The 16,175-nt window shown below is 71.5% G+C and carries 12 protein-coding genes and 1 pseudogene; 4 read left to right on the forward strand and 9 right to left on the reverse strand.

Going from position 1 to position 16,175, the window contains the following annotated elements; all coding sequences use genetic code 11:
- Positions 1–10: 10 nt before the first annotated feature.
- Positions 11–790, reverse strand: a complete 780-nt coding sequence (locus tag AB0I23_RS36665; protein ID WP_359116493.1) for an SDR family NAD(P)-dependent oxidoreductase — start codon at positions 788–790, stop codon at positions 11–13.
- Positions 790–2,133, reverse strand: a complete 1,344-nt coding sequence (locus AB0I23_RS36670) for an L-fuconate dehydratase (RefSeq protein ID WP_359116496.1) — start codon at positions 2,131–2,133, stop codon at positions 790–792. Before AB0I23_RS36670 ends, AB0I23_RS36665 begins: the two co-directional genes overlap by 1 nt.
- Before the next feature lie 256 nt (positions 2,134–2,389).
- Here AB0I23_RS36670 and AB0I23_RS36675 point away from each other — a divergent pair, with 256 nt between their 5' ends.
- Complete coding sequence (locus AB0I23_RS36675) at positions 2,390–3,439, forward strand: PAC2 family protein (RefSeq protein ID WP_359116499.1); 1,050 nt, start codon at positions 2,390–2,392, stop codon at positions 3,437–3,439.
- Between the two features lie 58 nt (positions 3,440–3,497).
- On the opposite strand, the gene AB0I23_RS36680 is transcribed toward AB0I23_RS36675, so the two are convergent.
- The 5 genes from AB0I23_RS36680 to AB0I23_RS36700 form a co-directional block, all read right to left on the reverse strand.
- Positions 3,498–6,545, reverse strand: a complete 3,048-nt coding sequence (locus AB0I23_RS36680) for an NPCBM/NEW2 domain-containing protein (protein WP_359116502.1) — start codon at positions 6,543–6,545, stop codon at positions 3,498–3,500.
- 119 nt (positions 6,546–6,664) lie between these two features.
- Positions 6,665–7,894: a cysteine--1-D-myo-inosityl 2-amino-2-deoxy-alpha-D-glucopyranoside ligase gene (gene mshC, locus AB0I23_RS36685; protein ID WP_359116505.1), complete on the reverse strand. Its 1,230-nt coding sequence runs from the start codon at positions 7,892–7,894 to the stop codon at positions 6,665–6,667.
- Positions 7,895–8,188: 294 nt separating this feature from the next.
- Complete coding sequence (locus AB0I23_RS36690; protein ID WP_359116508.1) at positions 8,189–9,034, reverse strand: SCO1664 family protein; 846 nt, start codon at positions 9,032–9,034, stop codon at positions 8,189–8,191.
- The gene (locus tag AB0I23_RS36695; protein ID WP_030918365.1) at positions 8,998–9,588 is read right to left on the reverse strand and encodes a DUF3090 domain-containing protein; all 591 of its coding nucleotides are present in this window, start codon (positions 9,586–9,588) and stop codon (positions 8,998–9,000) included. The genes AB0I23_RS36690 and AB0I23_RS36695 overlap by 37 nt, the downstream gene beginning before the upstream one ends.
- A gap of 105 nt (positions 9,589–9,693) precedes the next feature.
- A complete protein-coding gene (locus AB0I23_RS36700) occupies positions 9,694–10,404 on the reverse strand; it encodes a histidine phosphatase family protein (protein ID WP_359116511.1) in 711 nt (236 codons plus the stop codon).
- A 59-nt stretch (positions 10,405–10,463) separates the two neighbouring features.
- Between AB0I23_RS36700 and corA the strand changes: the two genes are divergently transcribed.
- Positions 10,464–11,459, forward strand: coding sequence for a magnesium/cobalt transporter CorA (gene corA, locus AB0I23_RS36705; protein ID WP_359116514.1), 996 nt, complete (start codon positions 10,464–10,466; stop codon positions 11,457–11,459).
- Positions 11,460–11,508: 49 nt separating this feature from the next.
- On the opposite strand, the gene AB0I23_RS36710 is transcribed toward corA, so the two are convergent.
- Positions 11,509–12,297 (reverse strand): ferritin-like domain-containing protein, encoded by a 789-nt coding sequence (locus AB0I23_RS36710; RefSeq protein ID WP_359116517.1) that lies wholly within the window; start codon positions 12,295–12,297, stop codon positions 11,509–11,511.
- A gap of 197 nt (positions 12,298–12,494) precedes the next feature.
- A pseudogene (locus AB0I23_RS36715) lies at positions 12,495–12,614 on the reverse strand (LLM class F420-dependent oxidoreductase); the annotation flags it as partial.
- 220 nt (positions 12,615–12,834) lie between these two features.
- Between AB0I23_RS36715 and AB0I23_RS36720 the strand changes: the two are divergent.
- Both AB0I23_RS36720 and AB0I23_RS36725 read left to right on the forward strand, forming a co-directional pair.
- A complete protein-coding gene (locus AB0I23_RS36720; RefSeq protein ID WP_359116520.1) occupies positions 12,835–13,818 on the forward strand; it encodes an aldo/keto reductase in 984 nt (327 codons plus the stop codon).
- Positions 13,815–16,046, forward strand: coding sequence for an ATP-dependent RecD-like DNA helicase (locus AB0I23_RS36725; RefSeq protein ID WP_359116522.1), 2,232 nt, complete (start codon positions 13,815–13,817; stop codon positions 16,044–16,046). The genes AB0I23_RS36720 and AB0I23_RS36725 overlap by 4 nt, the downstream gene beginning before the upstream one ends.
- The last annotated feature ends 129 nt before the right edge of the window (positions 16,047–16,175 follow it).

Consider the following 16,175-nt stretch of genomic DNA (forward strand, 5'->3'; position numbering starts at 1 on the left):
GTGGGGTGGATCAGTTGCCGACGGGCCGCAGGCGCAGGCCCTGCATCCCGCCGTCGACCGCGAGTGCCGTGCCCGTGACGGAGGCGGCGGCGGGGCTGGCGAGGTAGACGATCGCGGCGGCGACCTCGTCGGCCGACACGAGTCGTCCCAGCGGCTGGCGGGCGCCCAGTGCGGCGCGTTCGGCGGCCGGGTCGTCGGCCTGGCCGAGGAGCCGGCCGATCCACGGGGTGTCCGCGGTGCCGGGGTTGACGCAGTTGACGCGGACGCCTTCGCGGACGTGGTCGGCGGCCATGGCCAGGGTCAGCGAGAGGACCGCGCCCTTGCTGGCGCTGTACAGGGCGCGCTGCGGCAGCCCGGCGGTCGCCGCGATGGAACAGGTGTGGGTGATCGAGACGGCGCCGGGCCGGTCGGCCACCGCACGCCGCAGATGGGGCAGGGCGTGCCGGGCGGTGCGGACCATGCCGAGAACGTTGACGTCCAGGACCCGGGTCCACTCGTCGTCGGCGTTGTCCTCGACGGTGCCGATCGAGCCGATGCCCGCGTTGGACACGACGGTGTGCAGCGAGCCCAGCTCGGCGGCTGCCCGGTCGACTGCCTCACGTACGGCGTCGTCGTCGGTGACGTCCGCCTTCACGGCGAGGGTGCCCTCGGGGGCGCCCGCGGTCTCCCGGTCGAGCACGGCCACGCGCGCGCCGCGCTCCAGCAGCAGCGTCGCGACGGCGGCCCCGATACCGGAGGCACCGCCCGTCACCAGGGCGGACATCCCCTCGAAGTCGCTTGTGCCGGTCATCAGTTGGCCTCCTCGGGCGTGCGGCGGGCCTGCCATACGGGGCCCTCCGGGTAGCGGTGTGCGGCGATCGATCCGGGGAGCATCCGGGCGGAGAAGCCCGGGGTGCTCGGGGCGACGTAGCGGCCCCCTTCGATCACGGTGGGGTCGGCGAAGTGTTCGTGGAGGTGGTCGACGTACTCGATCACGCGGTTCTCCCAGCTGCCGGAGACCGCCACGTAGTCGAACATCGACAGATGCTGCACCAGTTCGCACAGTCCGACGCCGCCCGCGTGCGGGCAGACCGGTACGCCGAACTTGGCGGCGAGCAGCAGGATCGCCAGGTTCTCGTTGACGCCCGCGACGCGGGCGGCGTCGATCTGGACGAAGTCGACGGCGCCGGCCTGGAGCAGCTGCTTGAACACGACGCGGTTGGCGACGTGTTCACCGGTGGCGACCTTGACCGGCTGCCCGGCCCGCACGGCGGCGTGTCCGAGGATGTCGTCGGGGCTGGTCGGCTCCTCGATCCAGTGCGGGTCGAACGGCGCGAGCACGGTCATCCACTCCACCGCGTCGGCGACGTCCCACCGCTGGTTGGCGTCGACGGCGATCCTGATGTCGGGCCCGACGGCCTCGCGGGCCAGGGAGAGCCTGCGGACGTCGTCGCCGAGGTCTCCGCCAACCTTCAGCTTGATCTGGGTGAAGCCGTCCGCGACGGCCTCCTTCGCCAGTCGGACCAGCTTGTCGTCGGTGTAGCCGAGCCAGCCGGGCGACGTGGTGTACGCGGGGTAGCCCTCGGCACGCAGCCGTTCGGCTCGCTCGGCGCGGCCGGGTTCGGCCGTCCGGAGGATCTCGAGGGCCTCATCCGGGGTGAGGACGTCGGTGAGATAGCGGAAATCGACGAGGGAGACGAGCTCCTCCGGAGTCATTTCCGCGAGGAACTGCCAGACGGGTCTGCCCGCCTGCTTCGCGGCCAGGTCCCATGCGGCGTTGACGACCGCACCCGCCGCCATGTGCATCACGCCCTTCTCCGGGCCGAGCCAGCGCAGTTGCGAGTCATGGGTGAGCTCGCGGTACAGCGCACCGAGATCGGCGGCGGTACGGGGCACCGGGCGGCCTACGACGTACGGGCGCAGCGCGTCGATGGCGGCCGCCATCACGTCGTTGCCGCGCCCGATGGTGAAGCAGAAGCCATGACCCTCGATACCGGCTCCGTCGTGGTCCGAGCCGTCCGGGGCATCTGTGCGCAGTACGACATAGGCGGCGGAGTAGTCGGGATCGGGGTTCATGGCGTCCGAGCCGTCCAGTTGCTCCGAGGTCGGGAAACGGATGTCGTGGACCTCGAAGTCCGTGACGGTCTGGCTCATGTGCGCCCCCAGGGGAATAACATCGGACCTCTGTTCTGGTCATCCGATGTATAGCGCCACGAAGGCACCAACGTCCAGAGTTGAGCCGAAACTGACGGGGCACAGCTCGGATGAATTCGGAGACCCCGGCCCTGGTTGGGCCGGGGATGCACCCCTTGGGGCCAGGTTCACCCGGCCGTGGACAGGGGCTGCGGCGATGGGGCCCCGACGCCGTAAGGTTGGTGCGTACGCAAGGGAACTTCGGAAGGAGGCCTGGGTGATCGAGCTCGCGGGGGTTCCCGAGCTGATCGACCCGGTCATGGTGGCCGCGTTCGAGGGCTGGAACGACGCAGGTGACGCCGCCTCCACAGCGGTCGCGCACCTGGACCGGGAGTGGAAGGGCGAGGTGTTCGCGGCCCTCGACGCCGAGGACTACTACGACTTCCAGGTCAACCGGCCGACGGTCTGGCTGGACGGCGGGGTACGCAAGATCACCTGGCCCACCACACGGCTCTCGGTGGTCCGTATCGGCGGGGACAAGCCCCGCGATCTCGTCCTGGTCCGCGGTATCGAGCCGTCGATGCGCTGGCGCTCGTTCTGCAACGAGATCCTGGGCTTCGCCCATGAGCTGGGCGTGGAGATGGTGGTGGTGCTGGGCGCGCTGCTCGGCGACACCCCGCACACCCGCCCGGTACCGGTCAGCGGGGTCACCTCCGACCCGGATCTGGCACGGACCATGGACCTGGAGGAAACGCAGTACGAGGGGCCGACGGGCATCGTCGGCATCCTCCAGGAGGCGTGCACGCATGCGGGTGTGCCCGCGGTGAGCCTCTGGGCGGCCGTGCCGCACTATGTGTCGCAACCGCCCAACCCGAAGGCCACCATGGCGCTGCTGAACCGCCTGGAGGACCTGCTCGGACTGCGCATCCCGCTGGGCGAACTGCCCGAGGACGCGCGGGCCTGGCAGCTCGGGGTCGACCAACTGGCCGCCGAGGACAGCGAAGTGGCGGAGTACGTGCAGACGCTGGAGGAGGCCCGGGACACCGCGGAGCTTCCCGAGGCGACGGGCGAAGCCATCGCCCGGGAGTTCGAGCGGTATCTGCGGCGCCGGGACATCGGCCCGGGCTCCGGACCGGGCCAGGCGCCCGGCGGGCATGCGACGGAGAGCGGCGACGCCTCGTATCTGCGCGACACGTCGAGCGGCCGCACGAGGCCGCCGAAGCCACCGCGGCCGGAGACGGGGACACCACCGGGAACCTCTGCCGAGCCCACTCAAGAGCACCCCTCCGACGACGACCACGGCTCCGAAGATTCATCGGAGGACTGACGGCGGTGTGCCGGGCGGGTCGAGTGCCCGCCCGGCGCACCGTTGTTGAGCCGGCCTCTCAGGAACAGCTGAACCGCGCGGCGGCCCAGTCCCCGTGGTCACCGGTCTTGGATCCGTTGGTGTCGGTGACCTTCAGGTGCACGTGGCGCGCACCGGTGACGTCCACATCGACCGGCACGGTGGCCGATGCCCCGGTCACCTTCGGCGAGGTCCACAGCACCTTGCCGTCCGCCTCGACGGAGAACGCCACTTCGCCGTAGCCGTTGATCTCGTCGTCGATCCCGGCGTCCGCGGTGAACGTGGTGCAGCGTCCGCCGAGATAGACCTCGATGTCGGAGTCTGCGTGGCTGCCGATCCCCTTCGCGTAGGTCTTCCCGGCGAGGGTGAGGGTGTGCCCGTCGGTCGCGCCCGACTCGCCGTTGCTGCGGTCGCGTTCGGCCGGCCCATAGCCATTGGCCGACTTCAGCCACACCAGGTCGCTCGCCCAGGTGTCGGTGGTCGGCGGCTGGGGCATCACCGCGGCCGCGAACCGCTGGACGGTGGTGCGGGGTTCGCCCGCCGCCCGGTATCGGACGAGCGCGGTGATCCGGGCCTCGCCGGCCGTGGCGCCCTTCGCCGGGGTGACCGCCACCTCGACCCGCCGGGTCGTGCCCGCCGGGATGCGGTCCACGGTGTTGGCCGGGGTGACCTGCCAGCCCTCGGGGACGTCCAGGTCGACCGCGGCGTCCGTCACATCGGCACTGCCCGCGGTGACGTCGACGCCCACGGTGCCCGCGACGCCCGCCCCGATCTCCTGCCCCTCCGGCGCGGAGACGACGGCCGTGGCGGCCGCGTTCTTCCCGCCGACGGCGCTGGTGTCCTCCAGCTCCACGCTGAACTTCTTGCCGGTGGGGAGCGGTGCGGTCTTGATCTTCACCACTCCGCCGCGGTCGTCGCGGTCGTACCACCAGCCCTGCTTCGCGGTCTTGTACGCGGCCGCGGAACCCAGCCGAGGCAGCTTGCCGTCGAGCTTCACCGCGCTCGGCGCGGACCCGGTGTGCACGCTGAACTCGTACGGGCGCCTGCTCTGCTTGCCCGTGAAGTCCCCCTTGCTCTCACCGATGTTCACGGTGATGTCGCCCGCGCCCCGGACCGGCGCCTCGACGTCGGCGCGCTGGGTGGCGTACCCGCCGTCGCGGTGCTGCCGGGTGACGCCGTCGTCCTCGTACAGCGTGAAGGAGGACGCGCCCTGCGGGTAGATGTCCCAGGCCAGCGAGGAGTCGGCGGTCCGGTCCCGGTACGAGCGGATGCCCGGCCACATCGGCACACTGGCACCGGCCTTCACGAAGAGCGGCAGGGTGTCGAGCGGGGCGCTGTAGTGGTCGACGGTGGTGGGCCCCTGATAGATGCGGCCGCTCCAGTAGTCGATCCAGGTGCCCTTCGGCAGATAGATCCCGTCGCGGTGGGTGCTGTCCTGGTAGACGGGTGCGACGAGGAAGTCCTCGCCGGACATGAACTCGTACTTCGCCGCGTCCGTCGCGGCCTTCGGGTCGTCCGGGTATTCGAGGACGAGCGGGCGGACCATGCCGACGCCGGTCTTCGTCGCCTCGTGCGCGTACGAGTACTGGTACGGCAGCAGCGACTCCTTGAGCTTGAGGTAGTCGCGGTTGATCGAGGTGTAGGGCTCGCCGTACCGGAAGGGCTGCTTGTCGCTGGCCGCCCAGCCGTCCATGGTCATCGTGGTGCCCAGGAACATCTTCCACTGGAGATCACGGGTGTACGTCTTGGCGCTGCCGCCGAAGATGCCGTCGACGTCGCCCGTCGTGTAGGCGAGTCCGGACATCGTGGCACCCGCGTAGGTCGGGATCTGCCAGCGGATGTAGTCCCAGGTGCCGTACTGGTCACCGGACCACTGGACACCGCAGCGCTGCGCGCCGGACCAGCTCTCCGGGGCGTAGGTGAAGCCGCGGGCGTCGCTGTTGTCCTCGATTCCCTTGTACGCGTCCTTGCAGCCGTCGAGCGCGAATTTGTACCCGGCGCCGATCCAGGCGACATCGAGCTTGGCGACCCGCTGACCCGCCTTGACCTGGTCGGCGATCTTGTCGATGCCGTCCTGGGTCCACAGGCCGAGCTGCATGCCGCGGTCCTGGAGGCCCTTGGCGGTCTCGGCGAGGTCCTCGTGGCCGCAGCCGTAGCCGTCATTGACGAGCATCCAGCCGTTGGGCATGTCGTGCTCGACGTAACCGTCGGCGACCTTCAGTGCGTCCAGGGTGTGGCGCTCGCCGCGGTTGGCATTGTGCAGGTAGCAGTCGGCGTCGCCGATCTCCATCCCGTACACGGGCGGCAGGAAGGGCTTGCCGGTGAGCTTCGTGTACTGCCCGATGACGTCCTCGGCGTCGTCGCCGGCGAAGTAGTAGGCGTCGAAGCGCTGTTCCCGCGCGCTGGTGGTCACCGGGTCGGTGAACGCGTAGGTGTTGGGCGCGTAGGTGTTGCGGAAGACGCCGTACCCGGCGGAGGAGAGGTAGAACGGCACGGAATTGGGGTGACCGCCGTCGTTCCAGTTGTAGTCGACGCCGACCTCGACGGTCTTGTCGCGGTGCGAGGTGTTGCCGCGCCCGTTCTGCATGCCGGCGCCGTAGAACTGCTCGTCGGCGCCGCGGGCCAGCGTCTGGGTGGTCCGCTTCCCGTCCCAGCTCAGCCCCTTGGCCTCGGACCAGACGAGGCTGCCGTCGGCCCGGCGGAGCTCGAAGCGCAGCGGTGACTTGTAGGCGCGCAGCGTGACGCTGCCGGTGGACAGCTCGTACCGGTCGCCCTTCTCCTTCCACCGGGTGTGCGGCGGGGCTCCCTGCGGCAGGACGATGTCGTCGCCGGTCGGGTCGGAGAACGTACCGTCCGGGGCGACTTCGATACGGAAGGTCTCGTCGGTGACGAAGCTGACCCGGGCCTCGGCGGAGCCGGCTCTGAGGTGGTAGACGGGCCCGTCGGCGGAGAAGCCGCTCAGATCGCCGACCGTCGTGGCCTCGGGCGCGGCGGGTTCGGCCTGTGCGCTGCTGGGTCCCGCAAACACGGCGGCCAGTCCCAGCAGAGCTGCGACTGCCGCCACTCTGATGCGCGTTGATGATTGCATAGAGCGCTTTTAGCGCAGCCGCGAGCATTTGACCATGGACAAAACAGGACCGGCCCCGAACTTCGTGGAGAAGTCCAAGGCCGGCCAACAGGCGGAGAAAGACAGGTTGTTACAACGTGTTACAGCGCGACACCCAGCAGCGCGTCGACGGTGCGCGAGACGAGGCCCGGTGCACCCTCGTCCGTACCGCCCTCGGCGTTCTGGCGCTCGGCCCAGCGGTCCACGGCGGCCAGAGCGGCCGGTGCGTCCAGGTCGTCGGCGAGGGCCTCACGGACCTCCTCGACGAGGGCGTCGGCGGACAGTCCGTCGGGCCGGGAGACGGCGGAACGCCACCGCGCGAGCCGCTCGACGGCGTCGGCGAGCACCTGATCGGTCCACTCCCAGTCCGACCGGTAGTGGTGCGAGAGCAGCGCCAGCCGGATCGCGGCGGGGTCCACGCCGTCGCGGCGCAGCACCGACACGAAGACCAGGTTGCCACGGGACTTGGACATCTTCTCGCCGTCCAGGGCGACCATGCCGGCGTGTACGTACGCCTGGGCGAACGGGTGCTCGCCGGTCAGCACCTGGGCGTGCGAGGCGCCCATCTCGTGGTGCGGGAAGGCGAGGTCGGACCCGCCTCCCTGGACGTCGAAGCCCATGCCGAGGTGGTCCAGGGCGATGGCGACGCACTCGATGTGCCAGCCGGGCCGGCCGGCACCGAGCGAGGCACCGTCCCAGCTCGGCTCGCCCTCGCGGGCGGCCATCCAGAGCATCGGGTCGAGCGGGTTCTTCTTCCCCGGGCGCTCCGGGTCGCCCCCGCGCTCCGCGGAGAGCAGCCGCATCGCCTCGGCGTCCAGGTTGGACACCTCGCCGAAGTGCGGGTCGGCCTCGACGGAGAAGTACACGTCACCGTCGAGTTCGTAGGCGGCACCGGCGTCCCGGAGCCGTTCGACGAGCGGGACGATGCCGGGTATCGCCTCCACCGCGCCGATGTAGTGCTTCGGCGGAAGCATGCGCAGGGCGGTCATGTCCTCGCGGAAGAGGGCCGTCTCGCGCTCGGCGAGCTCGGTCCAGTCCTGACCGTCGCGCACGGCCCGCTCCAGCAGCGGATCGTCCACGTCGGTCACATTCTGGACATAGTGAACCTGCCGCTTGGTGTCGAGCCACACGCGCTGAACGAGGTCGAACGCGTTGTAGGTCGCCGCATGACCCATGTGGGTCGCGTCGTACGGCGTGATGCCGCAGACGTAGATGCGGGCGACGGGACCGGGGTGAAGAGTGATCCGTCCGCCGGTCGCGGTGTCGTGGATCCGAAGGTCGCGGCCCTTGCCAGGCAGGGCGGGGACCTCAGAAGCGGGCCAGGCATGCATGTCACGAGCGTAACCGGACGTTGCTTCCGGATACGAACCGGATCCGGAATCATGGCCGGAGAGGCGGTCTTGCGCTTCCGCGGTGCGCTCTCCCCCGCCCCGCCCTTCCCGGAACCGTGGCGATCGGCCCCGGCCCCCGGTCCTCCGTCGCCGAACGGGCTGCGCGGCCCCCACAAGGCCCCCTCAGGGTGCGCGAGGACGCCCTCGGCGCAGGGCGGGATCAACGATGTCCTCCGGCACGGGGCGCCTCGCTTTTAGGCCACCCACCGTCGTGAACACTCTGTCCCCGGCCCGTCACACCGGCGGCCAGGGAATCGCCGGCCATCCTCCACCGGGCCCCGGGTGGCGCCCCGTCATCCGCAGCGCCTCCACCCGCCCCCGCAACGCATCGATCTCGGCCGCAGTGATCAGCTCCGCCAGTCGGGTGACCAGCGCCGTCCCCGGGGCCAGCTCTTCCGCCAGCCGGTCCAGCACGTCGACGGCCTCGGCCGTCAATGGTTCCCCCGCCCACCCCCACAGCAGCGTCCGCAGCTTGTCGTCCGCGTTGAACGTCACTCCGTGGTCGATGCCGTACAGCCGGCCGTCCAGCGCCGGCAGCAGGTGCCCGCCCTTCCGGTCGGCGTTGTTGATCACCGCGTCGAGGACCGCCAGCCGCCGCAGCCGCGGATCGTCCGCGTGCACCAGCAGTGCCGTCTTCCCTTCGCCCACCTCGGCCTGGGCGACGGCCTTCCACCCGTCTCCCGGCTCCTCGTCCTCGACCAGCGCCAGCAGCGGAGGCTCACCGTCCGCGGACGCCTCCGAGGGCGCCTCGATCCACAGCTGGCACATACCCTCCCCGTACGGCCCGTCCCGCAGCACGGTCGGCGGCACCAGTCCCCACCCCGTCACCTCGGAGATCTCGTACGCGGCGACCTCACGCCCGGCGAGCGTGCCGTCGGGGAAGTCCCACAGCGGCTGTTCCCCTGCGACGGGCTTGTATACGCAGGTGCGCTCCTCGCCCTCGTACGCGACCGTGCAGTAGAGCACCGCATTGGACGCGTCACGGACCTGCCCGCGGACGGTGAGCTGCCCCTCGGTCAGCAGAGTGATCAGCCGGGTGTCCGTCAGGCTCCCCGTCGGTATCCGTTCTGGCGCGGGCATACGTGTCCTTCCGGGTCGAGCGGCAGGCTGCACAGCGGGCACGGCGGACGGCCGGCGTTCACGACGTCCAGGGCGCGCTTGGCGAACGCGCGCGCCTGCGCGCCGCTGAGCCGGACCCGGAGCATCGGCGGACCGTTCTCCTCGTCCTGCAGCATCCGTTCCTCGGCCTCCGCGAGGTCGTCGTCGGAGTCCGCGTCCAGCTCGACCAGGGCCTGCGCCTCGACGATCATGCGCTGTTCCTCGCCGTCCCAGGCGAGAGCCATCGTCCCGACCCGGAACTCCTCCTCGACGGGCACGTCGAGCGGAGCGGTGTCGGTGACGTCCATCGGGGCCACTGCGGGCACCGGCGAGTTCCCGCCGGTCCTGCGCACGACCTCGTCGAGCAGTTCGTCGATCCGCTCGGCGAGCGCGGCGACCTGGGTCTTCTCCAGGGCCACGCTGGTGACGCGTCCGCCTGAGGAAGCCTGCAGGAAGAACGTACGGCGTCCAGGCAGCCCGACCGTACCGGCCACGAAACGGTCCGGGGGGTCGTAGAGGAACACCTGACGGGACACGTCCTGTCTCCCTTGAGAATTGACGGCAAATGAGGGGCGGCCGGGTTCCGGGAGAGTCCCGGAGGAAGGGCGCCTACGGCGCGTCCACCCTACTGCGCGGAGCGATCAGGGCGCCCCAGCGCCGCCGCCGACCACCGCATCCGTACCCGCTTCCGCGTCCGTGACCGCGCCCGCGCTCTCCTCGCGCGGCTCCAGCGAGGCGAAGTCCCCGGTGTCGCCGAGCCGCAGCAGAAAGGGCCGCAGCCGGGTGTAGCGGATCGCGGTGACCGAGCAGGGTTCGGCCTGGATCCGCTGGAAGAGATCGAGATGCATCCCGAGCGCGTCGGCGACGACGGACTTGATGATGTCGCCGTGCGAGCACATCACGTACACCGCGCCGTCGCCGTGCTCGGCCTCGACCCGGGCGTTCCACTCCCGTACGGCGTCGACGGCGCGCGCCTGCATCGCCCGCATCGACTCACCGCCGGGAAAGGCCGCGGCCGAGGGGTGCTGCTGCACGACGGACATCAGCGGCTCGTCGGTGAGTTCCGCGAGTTTGCGCCCCGCCCAGTCGCCGTAGTCGCATTCGCTGATCCGCTCCTCGGTGTGCAGCGGCAGCCCCGGCCGGGCGTCGAGCAGCGGCTGCAGAGTCTCCTGGCAGCGCTGCAGCGGGCTGGTGACGGCTGCGGCGAGGGGCAGGGAGGCGAGCCGCCCGGGGAGCGCGGCAGCCTGCGCGACGCCGCGCTCGTCGAGCGCGACACCGGGGGTCCGGCCGGCGAGCACCCCGGCTGTGTTGGCGGTGGAGCGTCCGTGGCGTACGAGGATCAGGGTGGGCATACGGGCCAGCGTAGGCCGATGTCCCCCAAGAGGTGCGTCGGGGACCGGAGCAGGGAAGAATGCGCGCCGTGATTGTGGACTGCGCGATTTACCGGGACGGGCGTCGTACCGACGGACCCGCCGACTTCTCCGATGCCCTCGACGAGGCACGGGCCACCGGGGACGCGTTTCTCTGGATCGGGCTGCACGAGCCCACGGAGAAGGAGTTCGACCTCGTCAGCAGCGAGTTCGGGCTGCATCCCCTGGCCGTGGAGGACGCGCTGAGAGCGCACCAGCGGCCGAAACTGGAGGTGTACGACGACTCCCTCTTCGTGGTCATCAAGCCGGTGGTGTACGAGCCCGAGAGCGACACCGTCACCACCGACGAGCTGATGATCTTCATAGGCGACTCGTTCGTCGTGACGGTCCGGCACGGGGAGGGCGCGCCGCTCGCCGAGGTACGCCGCCGGCTGGAGGCCGATCCCGAGGTGCTCAAACACGGCCCGACCGCGGTCCTGTACGCGGTCAGCGACGCGGTCGTCGACCACTACATCGATGTGGCCGCGGAACTCCAGGTCGACCTGGAGGAACTGGAGACCGAGGTGTTCGCACCGAGCAGCGCCGTCGACACCAAGAACACCGCACCGCGCATCTACACCTTCAAGCGGCAGGTGCTGGAGTTCCGACGGGCCACCGGCCCGCTGAGCGCGCCCATGGCCCGGCTGGCGGGGGCCGGTGTGCCGTTCGTCAACGAGCACTCGCAGCCGTTCTTCCGGGACGTGAGCGACCATCTGACGCGCGCCAACGAGCACGTGGAGGGGCTGGACCGGCTGCTCTCCGACATCCTCTCCGCGCATCTGGCGCAGACGGGGCTGCGGCAGAACGACGACATGCGGAAGATCTCGGCGTGGGCGGCCATGGCGGCCGTACCGACGATGGTGGCGGGGATCTACGGCATGAACTTCGACCACATGCCGGAGCTGCGCTGGGTGTGGACCTACCCGACGGTGATCGGGCTGATGGGCTGCGCGGTCTTCGGCCTGTACCGCCAGTTCAAGCGCCGCGGCTGGCTCTGACGACCGGCTGCCCGCCGAAGGCGCGGCTCAGCCGTACTGAAGGCGGGGCTCAGGCGTACTCGGGCGCCGGTACCGCCGGGCCGCCCAGCGCGTCGCGCCGCTCGGGCGGTTCCAGGCTGACCATGCGCCGCCAGCCGACGAGCCGTTCGTACACGTAGACGCCGTGGATCCCTGCGGCGAGCATCGCCGTCCTGGCCCCGGACCAGCCCAGGATGCGGCCCATGTGAGCCATCACGGCGAGGCTGACATCGCGGTACACCCGGATCTCGGCAAGGGCGCACTCGCGCAGGATGCGCTGGATCGTCCGGCCGTGTCCGGCGCGGGCGAGGCGGAGCAGCTCTTCATGGCAGTACGCCAGGTGGTTGTCCTCGTCGTTCGAGATCATCTTCACCGCGCGGCCCAGGTCGGGGTGGTCGGCGAAATGCCTGTGGAGCGTTTCCATCTGTTCGGAGGCGCGCTGCTCGGTGACCCGGCTGTGCGCCAGATACGTGACGATGTCGAGCTCGGAGAGCGGCTCGTCGCGTTTCAGCTGCTCGTGGGCGAGGCCGATGCCGTGCTTCTCCAGCAGCATCGTGTAGTCCGTCCCGTGCGGCACCTCGGCCGGCCGCAGCCCGCGCTTCTTCAGCAGGGCGTGGAAGATCCGGCCGTGCTTGTCCTCGTCCGCGCCGTGCCGGACGATCTTGGGGACGAGGGCGCGCTGACTCTCGGGGGCCAGGGCCGCGATACGGCCGTTCTCCCAGCCGCCCTGCATCTCGCCACCCGCGGCGATCGAACAGAAGAGCCGGAACGACTCGTCGTTGTCGAGAATCTCCTGGAACAGGCTCTTTGCCGAGAGCATCGCTGGCGCCTCCGTACCGGTGTCCGCAGAAGGAAAGTCAAATGCGGTACGGGGAAGTAGGCAACAGGAGGCATGCCCGGCAGGGCCGAAAGGGCGCCGCGTAACCCATGGGGGGCCGGGCGCGTTGTGCTGCGTAACGGCCGTGGCGGGGTGGACCCCCGAGCCCCCACCACGGCCGTAGTGCTGCCCGAGGGCGGTTACGCCAGGCCGGACCGCTCCAGGGCGTCCGTACCGGCGCGCAGCGCGGCGATCCGCTCCTCGAGCGTGAAGCCGGCCGGCGCGAGGGTCAGCGTCGTCACACCGGCGGCGCCATAGGCCGGTCGGCCTCCTGGGCGACGGCGAGGTTGTCGCCGTCCATTCCCGCGCCCCAGTAACCGAGATTGATGCCGAGCCGCATAGCCGCTCCCCTTACTGATCAGTAACGTCCCTGTGGTCCGGACTCCAGCGCGCCCCACCCGGATCCGGCCGGGGCGACTTCGCGCCGGGTTGTCCACAGGCTTCCTCCCCGTGGGGCTCTGGCCAGTAATCTCAGCGCCCATGGAGCAGAGGCATCTCGGCCGCACCGGCCTTCGTGTGTCCCGGATCGGGCTCGGCACCCTCACCTGGGGCCGGGACACCGACGAGCACGACGCTGCCGAACAGCTGAAAGCCTTCTGGGAGGCGGGCGGCACGCTGGTCGACACGGCCGATGTGTACGGCGGCGGGGAGACCGAATATCTGCTGGGGCGGCTCGTCGAGGGCCTGGTGCCGCGGCGCGATCTGGTCATCGCGACGAAGGCGGGCAGCGTGGCCGACCCGTACCGCCGCTTCGACGGTTCACGCGGTCATCTGCTGGCCGCACTGGACGCCTCACTGGAACGGCTCGGTACGGACTACGTGGATCTGTGGCAGCTCCACGCCTTCGACCCGGTGACTCCGCTGGAGGAGACCCTTCAGACACTGGAGCTGGCGGTGTCCACCGGGCGCGCCCGGTACGCGGGGGTGTCGAACTTCTGCGGCTGGCAGCTCGCCAAGGCGGCGACCTGGCAGCTCGCCTCGCCCGGGACACGCACCCGGCTGGCCAGTACGCAGATGGAGTACTCACTGCTGCAGCGGGGCGTGGAGCGCGAGGTGCTGCCCGCCGCACTCGATCTGGGCGTGGGGCTGCTGCCGTCGTCGCCCCTGGGCCGCGGGGTGCTGACCGGCAAGTACCGCACGGGCATCCCGGGCGACTCGCGCGGCGCCTCCGAACTGCTGGCGCCGTTCGTCGAGCCGTATCTCGACGACCCGGCGAGCCGCATCGTGGACGCGGTGGCGACGGCGGCCGACGGGCTGGCCACGACGGCGCTGCAGGTGGCTCTCGCCTGGGTGCGGGACCGTCCCGGAGTGGTGGCCCCGATCGTCGGCGCGCGCAACGCGCAGCAGCTCACGGAGGCATTGTCAGTGGAGGCGCTTAGTCTTCCTGACGAGATCTGCCAGGCGCTCGACGATGTGTCGGCGCCCGTGCACCGCTATCCCGACCAGGACTGGAGCACGCTGTGACCGCGCTTCCCCGGGGGGAATCCCCCGGCCCCTCGGCCGCCGCCGACGACACCGACGTCGCCGGCTCCGCTGCCGCCGTACCCGTCCCGTCCGCCGAGAACGTGGGGGCCGACGAGAGCGAGGCGGAGGAGACGGACGGGACACCGGAGTCGGCCGCCCCGGAGGGAGCCGACGAGACGGATCCGGTCGGCGCGACGGACGCCGACGCGCCGCCCGCTGCCGCCGCGCTCTCCGAGGCCGAGGCCGAGCTGGCCGCCCAGCGCGAGCTGCGGGAGCGGATCGAGAAGCGCAAAGCCGAGAAGGAGGGCCCGATCGCCGCGGGGGCCAAGCTGAGCGGGCAGGCGGCCGATCTGCTGGCTGCGGTGCGTGCCGTGGAGAGCGGCGAGAAGCCCGGCGCCGCGTTCTTCGACTCACCAGCACCGCGCCGCACCGCTCCCGCGCCCGCGCCGGTACGCCCCCGGGAACCCGAGCCGGCGCGCGCACCGCAGGGTGCCTCTGCCGAGGCCGTGGCCGCGGTGGCGGCCGTCCTGACGGAGGGCGGGGCACCCGAAGCCCTGGCGGGACCGGCGGCGGAGACGCTCGGCGTGCAGGCGGCCGACCTGCTGCGTGCGAATCCGTGGCAGCTGCTGGCCGTACCCGCCGTCCGCCCCGAGCAGGCTGACGGCTTCGCAAGGGCCCTGCTGGGCGCCGCGTGCGGTCCGGACGACGAGCGGCGGACGGCGGCGCTGGTCGGCTGGCTGCTGGAGCACGCCGCACTGCGGGGCCACACCGCGCTGGACGCGTCGGCGGTGCGTGCCGCGCTCGCCGAGCGTGCGGTGACCGACCCGGAGGCGGCCGTGCAGCACGCCGTCGCCGAGGGCGTCGTGCTGGTCTTCCAGGACGGTCCGGACAACCAGGAGGCGGCCGGGGACGCAGAGCCCGGGGACGAGACGGCGGACCGGGACGGGCAGGAGGCGCCCCAGGTGCTGCTCGGTCTCGACCGGTACGCGCTGGCCGAGGAGAGCCTCGCCGACGGTCTGGCCCGGCTGGCCAACGCCTGCGAGAAGGACGCCGACTGGTCAGGGGCGGCCGAGGCCGCCGGTTCCCCGTCGGCGGCCGAGCTGATCCGTGCGGTCGCGGCCGGTGGCCTGGTCGCGCACACCGGCGGCGAGGCGGCGCGGGCGGAACCCGCCGCCCTGATCGCCGCAGCCCGCGCCCTCGGACTACGGGCCCTGGGCGCCACCCACAGCGTGGACGGCAGGCGGCGGCTGGCCGAGGCGCTCGACGAGCCGTCGGCGGCCGTCACCCTCGCCGGGCTGCTCTCCGGCGCGGAGGGGCCCGGCCGGGACACGGACGGGGCGATCGCCGTCGATCTGCTGGTCGCGCTGGACGCCCCGCAGCTGGACGTGGAGACCGCCGCGATCCTGGTGGAGTCCCTCCCCGACGGCGCCCGGCTGGTGCTCAGCGGTGACCCCGGGGTGCTGTGCTCGGCGGGTGCGGGGCGGGTGTTCGCGGATGTACTGGCCGCCCGCTCGTGCCCGCAGGTCGTATCCCGTACGCCGGATCCCGGTCCGATCGGCGAGCTGGTCTCCGGGATCGGAATCGGCGAGCTGAACCAGGTGGCGGCCCCCGGCAAGGAGGTGGTGATCGTCCCCGTGCAGAACGCCGACGAGGCGGTGCACCGCACCGTGCAACTGGTCGCCGACTCGGTGCCGCGTGCGATCGGCGTCCCGTCGGCCGACACCCAGGTGATCACCGTCGGGCACGGCGGCTCGGCGGGCACCCGCGCACTGAACGCCGCGCTCAAGCAGCGGCTCAACCCCGGTCCCGGACGATTCGGCGGCTTCGACCCGGGTGACCGGGTCGTCCACATCCCGACGCCCGGCAGGACCGTGCCCGGGACGGTCGTCTCGGCCGACACCGAGGGACTGCATCTGGACTGTGCGGGCACACCGGTCGTCGTACCCCAGGAGCGGGTGGAGTCGTCCGTGCGCCACGGCTGGGCCGTCAGCGCCCACCAGGCGGCCGGAATGCGCTGGCCCGCGGTCGTCGTCGTGCTGCCGGGTGACGCGGCGCAGGGGCTGAGCCGGGCCTGGGTGTACACCGCGTTCAGCCGTGGTGAGCGGCATCTCTCCGTGGTGCACGGGGTGGATCAGGCGCTGCCGCGCGCGGTGGCCCAGCCCCCGTCCCAGGACCGAACGACCCGGCTGCGCGCCCTGCTGGAGGCGCAGCGGACGCTCACCGTCTAGGTGCTGTCGTCGAACCGTCGTCGTCGCCCGAAGGGCGGCCGCGCGGCGTCGCCGGTGCCCCGGCCGGGCGACGGACGCGGAGTTCAGCCCGTCCATCGGCTCACAGGCGACGGCCCCCGCGACCGCCGC

It is taken from the genome of Streptomyces atratus (assembly GCF_040655115.1).
In the GTDB taxonomy this organism is placed as follows: Bacteria; Actinomycetota; Actinomycetes; order Streptomycetales; family Streptomycetaceae; genus Streptomyces; species Streptomyces atratus_D.

Coding starts and splice junctions, on each gene's coding strand:
- AB0I23_RS36665 (WP_359116493.1), bottom strand. CDS start 790: ATGACCGGCACAAGCGACTTCGAGGGGATGTCCGCCCTGGTGACGGGC.
- AB0I23_RS36670 (WP_359116496.1), bottom strand. CDS start 2,133: ATGAGCCAGACCGTCACGGACTTCGAGGTCCACGACATCCGTTTCCCG.
- AB0I23_RS36680 (WP_359116502.1), bottom strand. CDS start 6,545: ATGCAATCATCAACGCGCATCAGAGTGGCGGCAGTCGCAGCTCTGCTG.
- mshC (WP_359116505.1), bottom strand. CDS start 7,894: ATGCATGCCTGGCCCGCTTCTGAGGTCCCCGCCCTGCCTGGCAAGGGC.
- AB0I23_RS36690 (WP_359116508.1), bottom strand. CDS start 9,034: ATGCCCGCGCCAGAACGGATACCGACGGGGAGCCTGACGGACACCCGG.
- AB0I23_RS36700 (WP_359116511.1), bottom strand. CDS start 10,404: ATGCCCACCCTGATCCTCGTACGCCACGGACGCTCCACCGCCAACACA.
- corA (WP_359116514.1), top strand. CDS start 10,464: ATGCGCGCCGTGATTGTGGACTGCGCGATTTACCGGGACGGGCGTCGT.
- AB0I23_RS36710 (WP_359116517.1), bottom strand. CDS start 12,297: ATGCTCTCGGCAAAGAGCCTGTTCCAGGAGATTCTCGACAACGACGAG.
- AB0I23_RS36720 (WP_359116520.1), top strand. CDS start 12,835: ATGGAGCAGAGGCATCTCGGCCGCACCGGCCTTCGTGTGTCCCGGATC.